The 17,396-nt window shown below is 61.5% G+C and carries 15 protein-coding genes and 1 other RNA gene; 8 read left to right on the top strand and 8 right to left on the bottom strand.

Annotation, left to right across the window (positions count from 1 at the left end; genetic code table 11):
- Positions 1-3: 3 nt before the first annotated feature.
- Positions 4-1,200, bottom strand: coding sequence for a 2-octaprenyl-6-methoxyphenyl hydroxylase (gene ubiH / locus BN1121_RS17790; protein WP_005349957.1), 1,197 nt, complete (start codon positions 1,198-1,200; stop codon positions 4-6).
- A 94-nt stretch (positions 1,201-1,294) separates the two neighbouring features.
- Positions 1,295-1,864, bottom strand: coding sequence for a UPF0149 family protein (locus BN1121_RS17785; RefSeq protein ID WP_005349958.1), 570 nt, complete (start codon positions 1,862-1,864; stop codon positions 1,295-1,297).
- A 161-nt stretch (positions 1,865-2,025) separates the two neighbouring features.
- Here BN1121_RS17785 and zapA point away from each other — a divergent pair, with 161 nt between their 5' ends.
- Positions 2,026-2,352 carry a cell division protein ZapA gene (gene zapA / locus BN1121_RS17780; RefSeq protein WP_005349959.1) on the top strand — a complete coding sequence of 109 codons (327 nt, stop codon included), beginning with the start codon at positions 2,026-2,028 and terminating at the stop codon, positions 2,350-2,352.
- Positions 2,351-2,534: non-coding RNA, 6S RNA (gene ssrS / locus BN1121_RS19595), on the top strand. Before zapA ends, ssrS begins: the two co-directional genes overlap by 2 nt.
- A gap of 57 nt (positions 2,535-2,591) precedes the next feature.
- Here ssrS and emrD read toward each other — a convergent pair.
- Positions 2,592-3,785 (bottom strand): multidrug efflux MFS transporter EmrD, encoded by a 1,194-nt coding sequence (gene emrD, locus BN1121_RS17775; protein WP_005349961.1) that lies wholly within the window; start codon positions 3,783-3,785, stop codon positions 2,592-2,594.
- A gap of 381 nt (positions 3,786-4,166) precedes the next feature.
- Here emrD and suhB point away from each other — a divergent pair, with 381 nt between their 5' ends.
- From suhB to aceA, 3 genes are all read left to right on the top strand, one after another.
- Entirely contained in the window at positions 4,167-4,970 is an 804-nt protein-coding gene (gene suhB, locus BN1121_RS17770) for an inositol-1-monophosphatase (RefSeq protein WP_005349972.1), read from the top strand.
- Positions 4,971-5,688: 718 nt separating this feature from the next.
- Positions 5,689-7,296, top strand: a complete 1,608-nt coding sequence (aceB, locus tag BN1121_RS17765) for a malate synthase A (protein WP_005349973.1) — start codon at positions 5,689-5,691, stop codon at positions 7,294-7,296.
- Between the two features lie 70 nt (positions 7,297-7,366).
- Complete coding sequence (aceA, locus tag BN1121_RS17760) at positions 7,367-8,680, top strand: isocitrate lyase (RefSeq protein ID WP_005349975.1); 1,314 nt, start codon at positions 7,367-7,369, stop codon at positions 8,678-8,680.
- A gap of 64 nt (positions 8,681-8,744) precedes the next feature.
- On the opposite strand, the gene hda is transcribed toward aceA, so the two are convergent.
- The 3 genes from hda to upp form a co-directional block, all read right to left on the bottom strand.
- Complete coding sequence (gene hda, locus BN1121_RS17755) at positions 8,745-9,449, bottom strand: DnaA inactivator Hda (protein WP_005349977.1); 705 nt, start codon at positions 9,447-9,449, stop codon at positions 8,745-8,747.
- Between the two features lie 92 nt (positions 9,450-9,541).
- Positions 9,542-10,558, bottom strand: a complete 1,017-nt coding sequence (locus BN1121_RS17750) for a DUF2066 domain-containing protein (protein WP_005349980.1) — start codon at positions 10,556-10,558, stop codon at positions 9,542-9,544.
- Between the two features lie 140 nt (positions 10,559-10,698).
- Positions 10,699-11,325: a uracil phosphoribosyltransferase gene (gene upp / locus BN1121_RS17745; protein WP_005349982.1), complete on the bottom strand. Its 627-nt coding sequence runs from the start codon at positions 11,323-11,325 to the stop codon at positions 10,699-10,701.
- A 178-nt stretch (positions 11,326-11,503) separates the two neighbouring features.
- Here upp and purM point away from each other — a divergent pair, with 178 nt between their 5' ends.
- Together purM and purN are read left to right on the top strand one after the other, a co-directional pair.
- Positions 11,504-12,541 (top strand): phosphoribosylformylglycinamidine cyclo-ligase, encoded by a 1,038-nt coding sequence (gene purM / locus BN1121_RS17740; protein ID WP_005349985.1) that lies wholly within the window; start codon positions 11,504-11,506, stop codon positions 12,539-12,541.
- Positions 12,538-13,176, top strand: coding sequence for a phosphoribosylglycinamide formyltransferase (gene purN, locus BN1121_RS17735; protein WP_005349987.1), 639 nt, complete (start codon positions 12,538-12,540; stop codon positions 13,174-13,176). The genes purM and purN overlap by 4 nt, the downstream gene beginning before the upstream one ends.
- Positions 13,177-13,244: 68 nt before the next feature.
- On the opposite strand, the gene BN1121_RS17730 is transcribed toward purN, so the two are convergent.
- Together BN1121_RS17730 and lpcA are read right to left on the bottom strand one after the other, a co-directional pair.
- On the bottom strand, positions 13,245-14,024 hold the full coding sequence (locus tag BN1121_RS17730; protein WP_005349991.1) for a class II glutamine amidotransferase: 780 nt from the start codon (positions 14,022-14,024) through the stop codon (positions 13,245-13,247).
- 20 nt (positions 14,025-14,044) lie between these two features.
- Complete coding sequence (lpcA, locus tag BN1121_RS17725) at positions 14,045-14,623, bottom strand: D-sedoheptulose 7-phosphate isomerase (RefSeq protein ID WP_005349994.1); 579 nt, start codon at positions 14,621-14,623, stop codon at positions 14,045-14,047.
- Between the two features lie 247 nt (positions 14,624-14,870).
- Here lpcA and fadE point away from each other — a divergent pair, with 247 nt between their 5' ends.
- The gene (fadE, locus tag BN1121_RS17720; protein WP_005349997.1) at positions 14,871-17,327 is read left to right on the top strand and encodes an acyl-CoA dehydrogenase FadE; all 2,457 of its coding nucleotides are present in this window, start codon (positions 14,871-14,873) and stop codon (positions 17,325-17,327) included.
- The last annotated feature ends 69 nt before the right edge of the window (positions 17,328-17,396 follow it).

Here is a 17,396-nt window from a genome sequence, read left to right as displayed (position 1 = left end):
CTTTCAGCGCGCGGAGGGGGCGACACCAAAGCCCAGGGTCTGCGCCACCAGGGGACGTTGCAACAGGGGCAGATGACCCATCAGGGAGAGCCCCAGGTTACGGCCGACCACCAGGGGGGCATAGTCGTTGGAGAAGAGCTCGGCGAGTGCGCTGGTCAGCCAGATGGTGTCCTGCTGATCCTGACGGCGCCGCTCCCAGTAGCGTCGCAACATCTCATGATCGCCGGGCTGCTCGCCCCGGCTCAGCCCCTCTTCGAGCGTCAGCACCAGTTGATCGATGTCGCGCATGCCGAGGTTAAAGCCTTGACCCGCGATGGGGTGCAGCAGATGGGCCGCATTGCCGAGCAGCACGGTGCGCTGTCCGATGGGCCAGGGCGCCTGAGTCATGACCAGAGGATAGAGATGACGCGGCCCAGTCTGCTCAAAACGCCCGAGGCGCCAGCCAAAGGCCTGTTGCAGACGAGCCAGAAAGGCCGCATCGGGCAGGGCCGCCAATTCGGGGGCCTCATGGCGCGGCACGCTCCAGACCAGGGAGCTGAGTCCACCTGGCAGCGGCAGCAGGGCCAGCGGCCCCCCCTTGGTAAAGCGCTCGAAGGCTCGCCCCTGAGGGTGCTCGGCCGTTTTAACGGTGGCGATCAGCGCGCTCTGCTCAAAGTCGTGGCGAGTGACGGGGATCTTGAGCGCCTCGCGCACAAAGGAGTGTCCCCCATCGGCCGCCACCAACAGGCGGGTCGACAAGGCTCGTCCATCGGAGAGGGTCAGGGTCACGCCGCTCACGTCGGGCTGCAGCGTCATCGGCGTCACCGGACAGTAGAACTCGACATTGCGGGCCATGGCCAAGGCCTGTTGCAGGGCACGCCCGGCGGCCGTGAGCTCGATCACCTGACCGAGGGCCGGGAGCCGGTAGTCACTCGCCGCCAGCCGGACCTGCCCAAGATGGCCGGCATCGGAGACATGGATCCGGGTGATGGGTTCAGCTTGCGGCGCCAGCAGAGGCCAGATCCCGTGCCGGCTCAGGGCATCGACGCTACCCGCCGAGAGGGCGATGGCGCGAGCATCGAAGGCGGGATGCTGAGCCACGTCGGGCAGGGCCGCCTCCAGCAGTGCCACCCGTAACGGGAGACGAGAGAGCGCCAGCGCCAGGCAGGCGCCGCTCATGCCGCCGCCAACGATGGCGACATCGTAGTGGTTAACTGACATGCAGGGTTCCACGCGGTGGAGAGTAAAAAGGTGGGGCCATGGTAGCACAGCCCCACGTCGCCGGGGTGCGAGCCGCCCGGCACTTCTCATCGGATCAATGCAGAGTCGGAGCGCCAGCCGGTGTAGAGGGGCGCTTGCCACACTCTTCGAAGGCCATCATGACGCCCAGTTTGACGTGCTCATAGAGCACCAGGAACGCGGCCTCGTTCTCTTCATCTTCCTGATCCAGCTCGTCGGAGACCTGAGTGATGTTGGCAATGTCGCGCACCATCTCTTGCAGCTCTTCGGAGGCCTTACCCAGCTCCTGTTGCACCACACCGAAACCGGCCAGGAAGGCCTGGGACCATTCGACCAGGGCATCGATGCGCTCATCGAGGGGGGCCTCGTCCGGCGGCAGCATCAGCTCGACGCCCTTCTGGGCCATCAGGGAGGCAATCACCGACTCATAGAGGGATGTCATCGCCTGACGAACCGGATTGGGCAAGCCAAAGCCGTCGTTGATGAGATCGTTAAGGTGAGGCAACCAGCTCTTGCCATCGAGGGGACAACCCCCGCAGATAAGACCGCACACCACGGCATGGGCCTCGACCGCCGTCGCCATCAGATCGTGTTGTTCGAAAAGGGTGACCAGGGTCTCGTAACTTACGCCATTAGCCTCTTTCATCTCGTGTCGCTCAAAGTTGCAGCATATGTGCCCAAGATCCTATCACCCGACCCGCACCAGAGCCAGCAAGGCCTTGAAACTTCACACTATGCGCTATATAGTCCCGCCCAGTTATCCAAGCGGACCCGGGCCCCCTGAGGCCAAGTCCAATCGAGGAAGGCATGAGTACAGAGGCCGTTGAAATCGTGATCCTGGGTCGGCCCTACAAGGTCTCCTGCCCCCCGGGGCAGCAGGCAGCCTTGCAGGCGGCAGCCACCCAGCTCAACGAGAAGCTGATCGAGCTTCGCCAGCGTTCCCGCGTCTCCAGCAACGAACAGCTGGCCATCATGGCAGCGCTCAATTTCTGCCATGAGCTCTGCCTTGAAAAAGAGAAGAATCACCAATACTCTGAGACTATGGACAAGCGCATCAAGATGCTGCAACGCACCATCGAAGCGGCGCTCATCGAACATGGTCAAGGCGATGACAGCGTCACGCCTAACGTTTAAATCCCTGGGGTGCTCGTCAGTCGGTTGATGTCCCCGAGCCGATATTCATACCCTAAGGAACCCGGCAACCTGGTTATTTGTGCAAGCTCGGCCCGTACCGAGAAGCCTGCGGCCAGGCCCGGCTTCCGCCTTGAACTCATGGTTCAAGGGCCCAAACCGGCAACGGCATCTCCGGGGTACCAATAAAAAAGGCCCGTCATCGCGACGGGCCTTTTCTTTATTTACGACAATGCACCCTGTCAGGCCATCTGATGCTCAGGGGTGTGACCACGCCGCATCCACAGGAAACTGGCCGCCACCACCAACACCATCAGGCTCATGATGATACCCAGGGTCAGCTGACCTCGCATGGGGATCCCCGCCGCCAGCAAGGTAACCAGACCGGCCCCCAGATTCTGCATGCCGCCCAGTATGGCCCCCGCCGTGCCCGCCTGACCGGGGAAGGGCTCGATGGCACAGGTCGTGGCCGTCGGATAGAGGATGCCACTGCCGACAAAGTAGAGCGCCGCGCCCAGGATGAGCGAGGGGGCGCTTACCTCACCGAGCACTCCCGGCACCAGTATGATGACGCTGCCGACCCCGAGAAAGGCGATCCCAAGGCGCATCAACTTGCCCATGGTGAACCGATAGCTGAGGCGGGCAGAGAGCCAGGCGCCAAACATGTAACCCGGCAGCGGCAGCACGAAGAGCACGCTGATCGCTTTGGCAGAGAGTTGCAAGTCCTTACCCATGATCACCCCGGCGGCGGCCTCAAACACGGCCAGGCCGGAGAAGGTCGCCATCAGGCAGATCAGGTTCCCCTGAAAACGACTGTTACCGAGCACGTGACGATAGGCGGCAACGACTCGTTGTGGTTGGCGGCGCTCGGCAGGCAGGGTCTCGGCAAACCAGAGCATGATGGCGCCAGTGGTGAGGGCGCCGAACACAAACAGGAACCAATATCCGGCGCGCCAGTCCAGCTGCTCGGTCAACCAGGCACCGATCATGGGCGCCAGCAGCGGAGAGAAGATCACCCCCATGCTCACCAGGCTGTTGGCCCGGTTAAGCTCGGCCCCGTTGTAGCGATCCCGCATGACGGTACGGCTCATGGCGCCAGCCGCACCCGTCCCCAATCCCTGGATCACGCTCCCCAGCAAAAGGGCATCAAAGGTCGGCACCCATTGGATCAGCAGGGTGCCGGCGAGAAACACCATCATGCCGAGCAGCAGTACGGGGCGACGACCGATGCGATCGGAGAGCGGCCCGTAAACGAATTGGGAGAGCCCGTACGGGATGAGATAACAGGCCATCACCGCCTGCAGGCTGCCCGGACGTACCATGAACTCGGCGGCCATGTGGCCGATGGAGGGCACATAGAGGGTCTGGGTCATCTGCCCGACCGCCACCATCAGGATGGTAATAAAATAGAGAGCGTAAAAACCGTTGCGTTGCATAGTGGACCCGAAATGAGAAAGCCCGGCCATCCCGACAGGCAGGTTGGCTTGAAGTCGATACGATGGATTCGATGCGGGCGCGCCGCAGGAGTCATAGGGCCGGAAGAACCCCGACCGGGGGCTATATTAGTGATTCAGGTCACAGTAGACGAACGAATCTTTGTCATCTCCATGCCCTACATTTTCTAATGAAAGGTGAATTAACAACCAGTGCTCACCGCTTATCCTGCCTGCTTGCGGGTGGCCATCCAAAAGAAGCAAGGCATTACACTCCCCCATCGGCGGCACAACGGCTACGATTTGTTTTGTACTTTGCTCACAGTTTTGAGTAGAATGCCGCGTCCTAAATTTCCCCGTTCTTTAACATCCAGTGGTGAGTCTATGCATCCGATGCTGAATATCGCTGTGCGCGCTGCGCGCAACGCCGGTCAAGTTATTGTCAAAGCCTTCTCCCAGCCCGAGAACATCGAGGCTATGCAGAAGGGGAGCAACGATTTCGTGACCAACGTTGATCGCGACGCCGAAGCAGCCATCATTCACACCATCAAAAAATCCTATCCCGAGCACGGCATTATCGGCGAGGAGAGCGGTGAAATCGCCGGTACCAACCCGGACTATCAATGGATCATCGACCCACTGGATGGCACCACCAACTTCGTCAAGGGTATCCCCCACTTTGCCGTCTCTATCGCCCTGCGCGTGAAGGGCCGCACCGAGCAGGCCGTGGTTTACGATCCGATCCGTGACGAACTGTTCACCGCGACTCGTGGCTCCGGCGCCCAGCTCAACGGTTACCGCATCCGTACCGGCAAGGCCAAGGATCTCTCCGGCACTGTGCTGGCCACCGGCTTCCCGTTCAAACAGAAGCACCAGATCGAGCCGTACCAGAAGATGTTCCATGCCCTCTTCCTCGAGTGTGCAGACATTCGTCGTGCCGGCTCTGCCGCACTGGATCTCGCCTACGTCGCTGCCGGCCGTGTCGATGGCTTCTGGGAGATGGGTCTCAAGCCGTGGGATACTGCCGCCGGTGAACTGCTGGCCAAGGAAGCCGGTGCCATCGTCACCGACTTCGTGGGTGGTCACAACTACGAGCACTCCGGCAACCTGGTCGTCGGCAACCCGCGTGTTGTCAAAGAGATGCTGGCTCGCATGCGTGAGCACCTGCCGGAAAACCTGGCGCGCTGATCGCACGATCCCCGTCAGTAACAAGAAGCCTCCTTCGGGAGGCTTTTTTGTTTCCGCGGGGGGGCTGCGGGCTCCCTTCCCCTGGTCGGGGGCGCCGGCAAGTAAAAAACGACAAATCACCACAGGATGATTCAATGACAGCAAGATATGCTGTTCACCTTCCCCCCACTCTCGTGATGGGGCGGCTCCCTTTCTGATACAAACCAACATCATCACCCCGCCCCAAGGCGCTTGGAACCACTCTGCAAGCAGGAGCACAACCCGGCTGATGCTCATTGCAGGCGATATGTAAAACGTGCAGTGAATCATGATGTTGCCGATCACTTGTCACATCGGGTGGGGGCTCATCAACAGACCAGGGCAAAGCTTGGAGTAAGCTCGGGATTTATTTTTGCACCCTGCCATTAAGGTAATTTAATTACGTAATACCGATCATCAGACCGCCCCTTCCCCCCCCACTCCCCTTCCTCCTGACAGGCGAGACCTGTTAAGCATAACTATCTACCTAGAGCAAATACTCACAATTCATTAACCCAGTAAAAACAGCAATTTATATAAAAAATGAAAACAAGTGTTTAAAAAAATGTGTTGACGATTTGAGCGTTTTTACGCAACTTAAACAGCGATGAGTCAACACCAGATGGGTTCTCATCCAGAACAGGGAACGATTTTGGTCGTAGTGAATTTGTTCAAAATGTAATTTTCAAGGAGTCATCCCATGTCGGCACCGGCCCAGACCCACTGCAGCAGCCGCCTGGCCATTACCGGTCAGATGCGTCCCGAGTACGCCCAGATCCTCACCCCGGAGGCGGTGCAGCTGGTGGCCGAGCTGGTGGAGCGCTTTGCTCCCCAACGCGACGAGCTGCTGGGTCAGCGCGTCGCCCGCGCCGCTCGCATCGACGGCGGTGAGCTACCCGATTTTCTGCCCGAAACGGCCCACATCCGCGAGGGTGACTGGACGGTGCGCGGCATCCCTGACGACCTGCAAGACCGACGCGTCGAGATCACCGGACCGGTCGATCGCAAGATGATCATCAACGCCCTCAACGCCAACGTGAAAGTCTTCATGGCCGACTTCGAGGATTCGCTGGCCCCCGCCTGGGACAAGGTGATGGAGGGGCAGATCAACCTGCGCGATGCGGTCAACGGCACCATCGATTTCACCAGCCCGGAGGGCAAGGCCTATACCCTCAATGCCAACCCCGCCGTGCTGATCTGCCGGGTGCGCGGCCTGCACCTGCCGGAGAAGCACGTCACCTTCGACGGCAAGCCCATCCCCGGTGGCCTGCTCGACTTCGCCCTCTACTTCCTGCACAACCACAAGGCGCTGCTGGCCAAGGGCTCGGGCCCCTACTTCTACGTGCCCAAGCTGCAGAGCCACCTGGAAGGGCGCTGGTGGAGCGAGGTGTTCGCTTGGACCGAGGACAGGTTCGGCCTGCCCCGCGGCACCATCAAGGCCACCGTGCTGATCGAAACCCTGCCGGCGGTGTTCGAGATGGACGAACTGCTCTACCAGATGAAGGATCACATCGTCGCGCTCAACTGCGGCCGCTGGGACTACATCTTCAGCTACATCAAGACCCTGAAAAACCACCCGGATCGGGTCCTGCCGGACCGCCAGGTGGTGACCATGGACAAGCCATTCCTGAGTGCCTATTCGCGCCTGCTGATCAAGACCTGTCACAAACGCGGTGCCCTGGCCATGGGCGGTATGGCGGCCTTCATCCCGGCCAAGGATCCGGCGGTCAACGAGCAGGTGTTTGCCAAGGTACTGGCGGACAAGCAGCGTGAGGCTGACAACGGCCACGATGGCACCTGGGTGGCGCACCCGGGCCTGGCCGACACCGCCATGGCGGTCTTCAACGCCGCTATCCCGGCCGGTGCCAAGAATCAGATCGGTGTGCTGCGCGAGCAGGATGCTCCCATCACTGCCGCCGATCTGCTGGCCCCCTGCGAGGGGGAACGCACCGAAGCGGGCATGCGTACCAACATCCGGGTGGCGCTGCAATACATAGAGGCGTGGATCGGCGGCAACGGCTGCGTGCCCATCTACGGCCTGATGGAAGACGCCGCCACCGCCGAGATCTCCCGCACCTCCATCTGGCAGTGGATCCGCCATGGCAAGACCCTCTCCAACGGCCAGGTGGTGACCAAGGCCCTGTTCCGTCAGATGCTGGCCGAAGAGCAGGAGGTGGTGAAGGGCGAACTCGGTGAGACCCGCTGGCAGTCGGGACGCTTTGCCGAGGCGGCTCGCCTGATGGACGAGATCACCTGTGCCGATACGCTGATCGATTTTCTGACGCTGCCCGGCTACGAGCGGCTGTGAGATCCGGGCCGGTGACGGCCCCCATAACAAGTCAAATGGAAACGTGAAATCAATGAAAGAGGGAACTGATATGGCACTGACCCGTGAACAACAGATCCAGGCTATCGAGAAAGACTGGGCGGAAAATCCCCGCTGGAAAGGGATCAAGCGCGGCTACAGCGCCGAGGACGTAGTGAACCTGCGCGGTAGCATCCAGCCGGCTCACACCCTGGCCCAGCGCGGTGCCGACAAGCTGTGGGAGCTGATCCACGGTGGCGCCAAGAAGGGATACGTGAACTGCCTCGGCGCCCTGACCGGCGGCCAGGCGGTGCAGCAGGCCAAGGCCGGCATCGAGGCTATCTACCTCTCCGGCTGGCAGGTGGCGGCGGACAACAACCTCTCCTCCACCATGTACCCGGACCAGTCCCTCTATCCGGCCAACTCGGTGCCGTCTGTGGTAGAGCGCATCAATAACTCCTTCGCCCGCGCCGACCAGATCCAGTGGTCCAGCCAGGTCGGCCCCGGCGATGAGGGCTTTATCGACTACTTCCTGCCCATCGTCGCCGACGCCGAGGCCGGTTTCGGCGGCGTGCTGAACGCCTTCGAGCTGATGAAGGGGATGATAGAGGCGGGCGCCGCCGGCGTGCACTTCGAAGATCAGCTCGCGTCCGTGAAAAAATGCGGCCACATGGGCGGCAAGGTGCTGGTCCCGACCCAGGAAGCGGTGCAAAAGCTCATCGCGGCCCGTCTGGCGGCCGACGTGTGCGGCACCACCACCCTGGTGATCGCCCGTACCGACGCCAACGCGGCGGATCTGCTGACCACCGACGCCGATCCGTACGATGCGGACTTCCTGACCGGTGAGCGCACCGCCGAAGGCTTCTACAAGGTACGTGCCGGCATCGATCAGGCCATCGCTCGCGGTCTGGCCTACGCCCCCTACGCCGACATGGTGTGGTGCGAAACCGCCAAGCCGGATCTGGACGAGGCGCGCAAATTCGCCGAGGCGATCAAGGCCAAGTTCCCCGATCGCATCCTGGCTTACAACTGCTCCCCGAGCTTCAACTGGAAGAAGAACCTGGACGATGCCACCATCGCCCGCTTCCAGCAGGAGCTCTCCGACATGGGCTACAAGTATCAGTTCATCACCCTGGCGGGTATCCATAACATGTGGTTCAACATGTACCAACTGGCCTACCAGTACGCTCGCGGCGAAGGGATGAAGCACTATGTCGAGATGGTACAGGAGCCGGAATTTGCCGCCGCCAAGCAGGGCTATACCTTCGTCGCGCATCAGCAAGAGGTCGGCACCGGCTACTTCGACAAGGTGACCACCGTCATCCAGGGCGGCCAGTCTTCGGTCACCGCACTGACCGGCTCCACCGAGGAAGATCAGTTCCACTAAGTAGGACGCCAACAAAAACCCCGGCCTGGTGCCGGGGTTTCTTTTTTGGGGTGCCGCCTGTGGACTAGAGCTCGAGGATCTCTTTGACAAACGGGATAGTCAGCTTGCGCTTGGCACGAAACGAGGCGTTGTCGAGCTGATTGAGAGTCGCCAGCAGGGTACGCATGTCCCGCGAGAGACGGTTGAGCAGGAAGCGGCCCACGTCGATGGGGAGCTTGAAGCCGCGCAGCTCGGCGCGCAGCTGCAAGGCGCTGAGTTTACCCTCGTCGTCGAGCTCGTCCAGGTGGAAGTTGACCCCCCAGTCCAGACGCGAGGCGAGATCCGGCAACTGCAGCCCTATCTTGCGTGGGGCGCTGGTACCGGTGACCACCAGAGAGCCGGGTTGCCCCTTCTCTCGCCAGCGGTTATAGAAGTCAAACAGAGCCCGCTCCCAGTGCTCGTTACCGGCGATCGCCTCCAGGTTGTCGAGGCAGACCAAAGGCAGGCTCTCGAGGGATTCAAGCATGCTGGGGTCGAGCCGCTCAAACTGATCGAGAGGCAGGTAGGCCGCTGCCGCATCGCGGGCATTGACCTCGGCGCAGGTGGCATGAAGCAGATGAGAACGTCCGGTCCCCTTGGGGCCCCAGAAATAGATAAAAGGAGAGCCCTGACCGATGGCCGCATTCTTCAGCGCCGTGATCAGGTGGGCATTGCTGCCGGGATAGAAACTGACGAAGGTTTCGTCATCCGGTAGTTGTACGGCGAGGGATAGCTGGGCCGGCTGTTTCACTCTTGAGGCTTAAACTGTGTCATTTGCCGTTCAGTGTACCATTGTGTGGCCCGGGAGAGAACCGCCCAGGCCGAGACCCGGGCGATGACGTTTTACTCCGCGCTCCAACGATACTGCAAACTGCCGGGTTGGCTACCAACCTGGGCCAGCCGGGCATCCAGGGAGAGGGCGCGCTCGAGCTCCTTCTGCTCGCCATAGTAGGAGAGCGCAAAGGTGACGCTCTCCGTGTCCAGCTCGGCCAACTCGACGCTGGCCACACTTGCCATCCCCTTGATAAGACCCTGCACCTGAGCGATGTCGTTCATCTGGCTGAGTCCTTCGACCTTGATCTGCAACTGCCCCTTCTCACCGGAGACCTTGGCGCCATAGTGCTCCACCAGCCACCCGGCCAACTGGGTAGTGAGCTGCTCACTCACCACCTCTTGGCTGCCGCTGAGGCTCCCCTTGGTGAGCTCTGCGAGCTGGCCTTCCTTGCTACCATAGAGGCCCCACTCCAGAGTCCAGGTCTCCTCCTCGGCACTCAGTCGCCCCAGCAGCACCATCTCGGCACCGTAACGCTGGCTGGCCGCCGCAACCGGCTCGGCGAAACGGCCCAAGACATCGGTCACCGCCACCGCGGCGCTATCGTCGAGATCCATGATGGGCAGCACCACTGGCAGGGCCAGTGGGGTGGCACTATCGCGCAGCTCTCGTGCCCACCCATCCTGCGACTGATCCGAGACCATGCGCCGCTGGCTATCATCGATAACCAGCCAGAGGGCGATCTGGGGGCGTACCGCCCCCAGTATGGGCAATACGGCCTGGCTCAGCAGTTGATTGACCCGGGATGGATCCAGCTCGGCCACCAGCTGGCGCCCCTCCCCCTCACCCTGATAGGCATAGCGACGCACATACTCTGCCGGGTTGGCGAGGGCGGCGGCGACCTTGGGTTGGGTCACCACATCCCGCTTGCCGGTTAGCTTGATAAGCACCGCCCCCAATGCCTCAGCCTGGGACTTGGCCATCTCAGTGGTCGCCCCTGCGCGCCCCTGATAGAGATCCGTGATCTGAACAGCCCAACTGGACGCAGAGGCAATACACAGCAGCAGGGTAACGAGGGTCTTGTGCATGATTGGCAGGCTCTCGATTCAAAAGACAATGAGTGGGGATATGGTAGCGGCAAGAGACAGGCACCAGCAAGGCACCTCCACCCGCAGACCCTAAAAAGCACGAAGCCGGCGTGAGCCGGCTTCGTCATGGGCAGCAAGCGTTACTTGGTGCCGAAGATCTTGTCACCGGCATCGCCGAGACCGGGCACGATGTAACCCTTCTCATTGAGTCCCTTGTCGATGGCGGCGCAGTAGAGCTCGATGTCCGGATGGGCCGCTTCGAGCGCCTTGATCCCCTCGGGGGCAGCGACCAGTACCAGTACCTTGATGGACTGGCAACCCTTTTTCTTGAGCAGATCGATGGTGGCGATCATGGAGCCGCCGGTAGCCAGCATGGGATCGATGACCAGGGCCAGACGCTCCTCGATGTTGCTGACGATCTTCTCAAAATAGGGGACCGGCTGGAGGGTCTCCTCGTCGCGGTAGATACCGACCACACTGACGCGCGCGCTCGGCATGTGCTCGAGGACGCCGTCCATCATGCCCAGGCCGGCACGCAGGATCGGCACGACGGTGACCTTCTTGCCCTTGATCTGGTCAATTTCTACTGGCCCGTTCCAACCGTTGATGGTAACCTTCTCGGTTTCGAAGTCAGACGTCGCCTCGTAGGTGAGCAGGCTGCCCACTTCCTTGGCCAGTTCACGGAAGCGCTTGGTGCTGATATCTCCTTCGCGCATCAGACCGAGCTTGTGTTTGATCAGCGGGTGTTTGGCTTCTACGACTCTCATTATTATCTCCTGGAACTGCCGCGCAAAAAAATCGCGGAATCATACACCAAATCCCCCTTCTTGTGGATCTTTTTTGCGCCTTGCTGCGCAAACGATTTCCTTTCTGGTTTTGACCCCGCGCTGCTAGAATACGCCCCGAATTTTACCCTCCATTATCACCACTTGACGGGGAATACTCGTGACTGACAAAACCTCACTGAGCTACAAGGATGCAGGCGTGGACATCGATGCGGGCAATGCCCTGGTCGATCGTATCAAGGGTGTGGCCAAGCGCACACGCCGTCCGGAAGTCCTGGGTGGTCTCGGCGGCTTTGGGGCCTTGTGTCAAATTCCGGCCGGTTACAAGGAGCCGGTGCTGGTCTCCGGAACCGATGGGGTGGGCACCAAGCTGCGCCTGGCCATCGATCTGAAGAAGCACGACACTGTCGGTATCGATCTGGTGGCCATGTGCGTCAACGATCTCATTGTGCAGGGGGCAGAGCCTCTCTTCTTCCTCGACTACTACGCCACCGGCAAGCTGGATGTCGATACAGCCGCGGCCGTGGTGACCGGGATCGGTGCCGGCTGCGAGCAGTCTGGCTGCGCTCTGGTGGGTGGCGAGACCGCCGAGATGCCGGGCATGTATGAAGGGGAAGATTACGACATCGCCGGTTTCTGCGTCGGCGTGGTGGAAAAGAGCGAGATCATCGACGGCAGCAAGGTCCAGGCCGGTGACGCCCTGATCGCCCTGGCCGCCAGCGGCCCCCACTCCAACGGTTTCTCCCTCATTCGCAAGATCCTGGCAGTCTCCGGCGCCGACGTGCAACAGAAACTGGGGGACAGCACCCTCGCAGATGCATTGCTGGAGCCGACCCGTATCTATGTCAAACCCGTGCTCAAGCTGCTCAAAGAGTGCGAGATCCACGCCCTCTCCCATATCACCGGTGGCGGCTTCTGGGAAAACATCCCGCGCGTGCTGCCCGAGCAGACCCAGGCCATCATCGACGAGCAGAGCTGGCAATGGCCGGCGGTGTTCAGCTGGTTGCAAGAGGCCGGTAACGTCACCCGTCACGAGATGTACCGTACCTTCAACTGCGGCGTCGGCATGATCATCGCCCTGCCCCAACACCAGCTCGACAAGGCCCTGACCCTGCTCAAGGCCGAAGGAGAGCAGGCCTGGCACATCGGCCACATTGCCGCCCAATCCGCCGGCGAGGAGCAGGTCGTCATCCGATGAAACGCATCCTGGTCCTCATCTCCGGTAACGGCAGCAACCTGCAGGCGATCCTCGATGCCTGTCAGGCGGGTCGCATCGCCGGCGAAGTGGTGGCCGTGGTGAGCAACAAGGGGGAGGCATACGGCCTCACCCGTGCCCGCAATGCGGGGTGTGCCACCGAGGTGCTCGACGCCGCCCATTTTGCCGACCGGGCAGCCTACGACGCGGCGCTTGGCGATCTGGTGGCGGAATACCGCCCCGATCTCATCGTGATGGCCGGATTCATGCGTATTCTGTCGCCTGGCTTCATCGCCCGCTTTCGTGGCCGCATGCTCAATATCCACCCTTCCCTGCTGCCCAAATACCAGGGCCAGCACACCCACCGCCGTGCCATCGAGGCCGGTGAGACCGAACACGGCGCCAGCGTCCACTTCGTCACCGAAGAGCTCGATGGCGGGCCCGTGGTGTTGCAGGCGCGCGTCCCCATCTTCGAGGACGACAGCGAAGAAGAGGTCGCCGCCCGGGTACAGGTGCAGGAGCACGCCATCTACCCCCTGGTGGTGAGCTGGTTCTGCATGGGCCGTCTGGTGATGATGCAAGACAAGGCACTGATGGACGGCGAGCCCCTGGAGCCGGCCGGCTACGCCGCCGAATAGCGTTGCTGCGGCGACGTGACCCAATAGAGAGGGAGGCCGTGGCCTCCCTCTTTACTTATCTCGGCGGTTTACCCCTGCCCGCCGGCAATCCGCTCGCCAAGCCGAAACAGGTTGTATTCCCCCGGCCCCATCGCCTGCCAGCTCTCGTTGCCGGTGAGCGGCCGGGTCGCTATCACAGTCACCACGTCGTTGGGCGTGGTCTCACGCTGAAAGTCGATGGAGACCTCGTCGTCGAGCAGGGTCGCCTCCCCGAAGGGGGCGCACCGGGTCAACCAGTGCAGGTTGTTAGAGCAGAAGGTCATCACGTACTCCCCGTCGGAGAGCAGCATGTTGAAAACCCCGAGCCCGCGCAGCTGCTGACACAGGGACGCGAGATAGCGGAACATGGCGGGAAAGTTGGCCGGTTGACGGCGGTACTTCTGCTCGAGCTGGTCGAGCAGCCAGCAAAACGCATGCTCGCTGTCGGTCTGCCCCACCGGGCGGTGACGACCGGTCGGCAACCGCTTCCACCCCGTCAGCTGGCCGTTGTGGGCGAAGGTCCAGTAACGGCCCCACAGCTCACGGGTGAAGGGGTGGGTATTTTCCAGCGAGACGGTGCCCCGGTTGGCCTGGCGAATGTGGCTGACCACGGCGCAGCTCTTGATGGGGTATTCCTGCACCAGGCGGGCGATGTGCGACTCGGCGCTCGGCTGGGGATCCTTGAAGGTGCGAAAACCGCGCCCCTCGTAGAAGGTGATCCCCCAACCGTCGCGATGGGGGCCAGTCTTGCCCCCACGCAGCATCAAACCACTGAAGCTGAAACAGATGTCGGTCGGGACATTGGCACTCATGCCAAGCAGTTCACACATCGCCCTCTCCTGCCAGCCAATTACTTGGCCATCTCCTTCTCGACCAGCTGGATCAGGATGTGGATCACCTTGATGTGCACTTCCTGAATGCGGTCGGCATAGCCGAAGTGGGGCACGCGGATCTCGACGTCGGCCAGGCCGGCCATCTTGCCGCCGTCCTTGCCGGTCAGGGCGATCACCTTCATGCCCTTGGCGCGAGCAGCCTCGATGGCCTTGATGATATTGCCGGAGTTACCGCTGGTGGAGATGCCGAGCAGCACGTCACCACGGCGACCGACGGCCTCGACGTAACGGGAGAAGACGAAGTCGTAGCCAAAGTCGTTGGAGACACAGGAGAGGTGGCTCGGATCCGAGATGGCGATGCCGGCATAACCCGGGCGGTTCTCGCGATAACGGCCGGTCAGCTCTTCGGCGAAGTGCATGGCATCGCAGTGGGAGCCACCGTTGCCGCAGGAGAGCACCTTGCCCTCCTCCTTGAAGGAGGCGGCCAGCAGCTTGGCGGCGGCCTCGATATTGTGAATGTTCTGCTCGTCGGCCAGGAATTTCTGCAGCACATCGGCGGCTTCAGTCAGTTCACTGCGGATCAGATCTTGGTACATGGTTGCTCTCTTTCAGGTCAGCAATAACGGCGCCATTGTCGCACAAGGTTTTACTCTCGTCGCCCCTTGCAAATCATTCTCAATCGGCATGCTGGCCCACCGATGCGGCCCCCATCACATTCGCCGGTCGGGATTTTGTAAACAACTTGATAATTCGCAACCTATCCATTACAAGATATCTCATGACCAACAGGTCAGACCTCTAGATGAGTCAGTGACTCGTAAACCCTATTGCAAGGAGCATACAATGACTACGGCCCTCACCCTGCTCGGGGTCCTGATCGTCATCGGAGTGCTGGCGTATCGCCGTACTCCTCTCTTGATGTCCACCCTGATCACCTTTGCGGCACTACTTGCCGGCAGCCTCTATGGCCAGCTCTCCTGGCTGACCTGGTTGCTGTTTGCCGCGGTGGCCCTTCCTCTTAACCTGGTCGAGCTGCGCCGCAGCAACATCTCCAAACCCCTGTTCAAGCTCTACAAGGGGATCATGCCGGAGATGTCACGCACCGAGAAGGAAGCCATCGAAGCCGGGACCACCTGGTGGGAAGCCGAGCTGTTTGCCGGCGATCCGGACTGGAAGAAGCTGCACCGCATTCCGGCCAACACCCTCAGCGCCGAGGAGCAAGCCTTCCTCGATGGCCCGGTCGAAACGGTTTGCCGTATGGTGAGCGATTGGGAAGTGACCCACCAGCGCGCCGATCTCTCCCCCGAGGTGTGGCAATACCTCAAGGAGAACAAGTTCTTCGCCATGATCATCAAGAAAAAATACGGTGGTCTGGAGTTCTCTGCCTACGCCCAATCTTGCGTGCTGCAAAAGCTGACCGGCGCCAGTGCCGTGCTCGCCTCTACCGTGGGCGTCCCCAACTCCCTCGGCCCGGGCGAGCTGCTGCAACACTACGGCACCGAGGAGCAAAAGAATTACTACCTGCCCCGCCTCGCGGTGGGCAAGGAGATCCCCTGCTTCGCCCTGACCAGCCCGGAAGCAGGCTCCGATGCCGGCTCTATCCCCGATACCGGCGTGGTCTGCAAAGGCGAGTGGGAAGGCAAAGAAGTACTCGGTATGCGCCTGACCTGGAACAAGCGCTACATCACGCTGGCTCCCATCGCTACCGTACTGGGTCTGGCCTTCAAGCTGCGCGACCCGGACCACCTGCTCGGTGACGAGACCGACCTCGGCATCACCTGCGCCCTCATTCCAACCCATCTGAAAGGCGTTGAGATAGGCCGTCGCCACTTCCCCCTCAACGTGCCTTTCCAAAACGGACCGACCCAGGCCAAGGATCTCTTCGTCCCGCTCGACTTTATCATCGGCGGTCCGTCCATGGCCGGTCAGGGCTGGCGTATGCTGGTCGAGTGTCTGTCGGTGGGCCGCGGTATCACCCTTCCTTCCAACAGCACGGGCGGCGTCAAGATGCTGGCTCTGGCCTCCGGTGCCTACAGCCGTATCCGCCGTCAGTTCAAGCTGCCCATCGGCAAGATGGAAGGGATCGAAGAGCCGCTCGCCCGTCTCGGTGGCAACGCCTACATCATGGGGGCCGCCGCGGGGCTGACCGTCGCCGGCATCGATCTCGGCGAGAAGCCGTCGGTCATCTCGGCCATCGTCAAGTATCACCTTACCGACCGTGCCCAGAAGTGCATCATCGATGCCATGGACATCCACGGCGGCAAGGGGATCTGCATGGGCCCGAATAACTACCTGGCTCGCGGCTATCAAGGGGCGCCCATCGCCATCACGGTGGAAGGGGCCAACATCCTGACCCGCTCCATGATCATCTATGGACAAGGCGCGATCCGCTGCCATCCCTACGTACTGACCGAGATGCTGGCCGCAGCCCATCCCGATCCCGAACAGGGACTCAAGGACTTCGACAAGGCCATGTTCCGCCACGTGGGCTTCGCCATGAGCAACATGGTGCGCAGCCTCTGGCTGGGGCTCACCGGTGCCCGCTTCGCTGGCGCCCCCTTCAAGGATGAGACCCGCCCCTACTATCAGAAGCTTGCTCGCCTGTCGGCCAACCTCGCCTTCCTGTCGGACGTGGCCATGGGTACTCTGGGTGGTGAACTCAAGCGCAAGGAACGTGTCTCGGCACGCCTGGGTGACGTGTTGAGCCAGCTCTATCTGGCCTCTGCCGCCCTCAAGCGTTTCGACGACGAGGGACGTCAGAAGGGGGATCTGCCGCTGTTGCACTGGGCTTTGCAAGATGCCCTGTTCAAGGCCCAGCAGGCCATCGACGAGTTGCTGCGTAACTTCCCGAATCGCTGGATTGGCCGCGCCCTGCGCTTCCTGGTGCTGCCGCTCGGCTGCGACATGCACAAGCCGTCTGACAGACTGGACAATCAGGTAGCCCGCCTGCTGCAAGCCCCGAGCGATAGCCGCAGCCGTCTGGCCAAGGGGCAGTACCTCACCCGCGAGGAGGGCAACCCCTTCGGTCTGCTCGAGCAGGCGCTCGATGACGTGCTGGCCGCCGAGCCGCTGTTTGACAAGGTGTGCAAGGCCGATGGCGTCAAGCGTCCCTTCATGGGGCTGGACAAGGTGGCCGACGTCGGCCTGGCTGCCGGGATATTGAGCGAAGCCGAGGCCGAGGTGCTGCGCCGCGCCGAGCAAAGCCGCCTCTACACCATCAACGTAGACGACTTCGACCCCATGGAGTTGGCCGCCGACAAGTCCCTCTATCAACCGGCCAGCCTGCATCACGCAGCCTGATCCTACCAATGAAAACACCCTGCCTGGCAGGGTGTTTTTTTATGCCTCATCGGCAATCGCATGAATCAA

It is taken from the genome of Aeromonas diversa CDC 2478-85, assembly GCF_000819805.1.
In the GTDB taxonomy this organism is placed as follows: domain Bacteria; phylum Pseudomonadota; class Gammaproteobacteria; order Enterobacterales; family Aeromonadaceae; genus Aeromonas; species Aeromonas diversa.
This window is presented reverse-complemented; position numbering and strand designations above follow the sequence as displayed.

What these genes read in the sequence shown, in the direction of transcription:
- emrD (WP_005349961.1), bottom strand. Translation starts at nt 3,785, where the DNA reads ATGCAACGCAACGGTTTTTACGCTCTCTATTTTATTACCATCCTGATG.
- aceB (WP_005349973.1), top strand. Translation starts at nt 5,689, where the DNA reads ATGTCGGCACCGGCCCAGACCCACTGCAGCAGCCGCCTGGCCATTACC.
- ubiH (WP_005349957.1), bottom strand. Translation starts at nt 1,200, where the DNA reads ATGTCAGTTAACCACTACGATGTCGCCATCGTTGGCGGCGGCATGAGC.
- fadE (WP_005349997.1), top strand. Translation starts at nt 14,871, where the DNA reads ATGACTACGGCCCTCACCCTGCTCGGGGTCCTGATCGTCATCGGAGTG.
- zapA (WP_005349959.1), top strand. Translation starts at nt 2,026, where the DNA reads ATGAGTACAGAGGCCGTTGAAATCGTGATCCTGGGTCGGCCCTACAAG.
- lpcA (WP_005349994.1), bottom strand. Translation starts at nt 14,623, where the DNA reads ATGTACCAAGATCTGATCCGCAGTGAACTGACTGAAGCCGCCGATGTG.
- aceA (WP_005349975.1), top strand. Translation starts at nt 7,367, where the DNA reads ATGGCACTGACCCGTGAACAACAGATCCAGGCTATCGAGAAAGACTGG.
- purN (WP_005349987.1), top strand. Translation starts at nt 12,538, where the DNA reads ATGAAACGCATCCTGGTCCTCATCTCCGGTAACGGCAGCAACCTGCAG.
- BN1121_RS17730 (WP_005349991.1), bottom strand. Translation starts at nt 14,024, where the DNA reads ATGTGTGAACTGCTTGGCATGAGTGCCAATGTCCCGACCGACATCTGT.
- BN1121_RS17750 (WP_005349980.1), bottom strand. Translation starts at nt 10,558, where the DNA reads ATGCACAAGACCCTCGTTACCCTGCTGCTGTGTATTGCCTCTGCGTCC.
- BN1121_RS17785 (WP_005349958.1), bottom strand. Translation starts at nt 1,864, where the DNA reads ATGAAAGAGGCTAATGGCGTAAGTTACGAGACCCTGGTCACCCTTTTC.
- suhB (WP_005349972.1), top strand. Translation starts at nt 4,167, where the DNA reads ATGCATCCGATGCTGAATATCGCTGTGCGCGCTGCGCGCAACGCCGGT.
- upp (WP_005349982.1), bottom strand. Translation starts at nt 11,325, where the DNA reads ATGAGAGTCGTAGAAGCCAAACACCCGCTGATCAAACACAAGCTCGGT.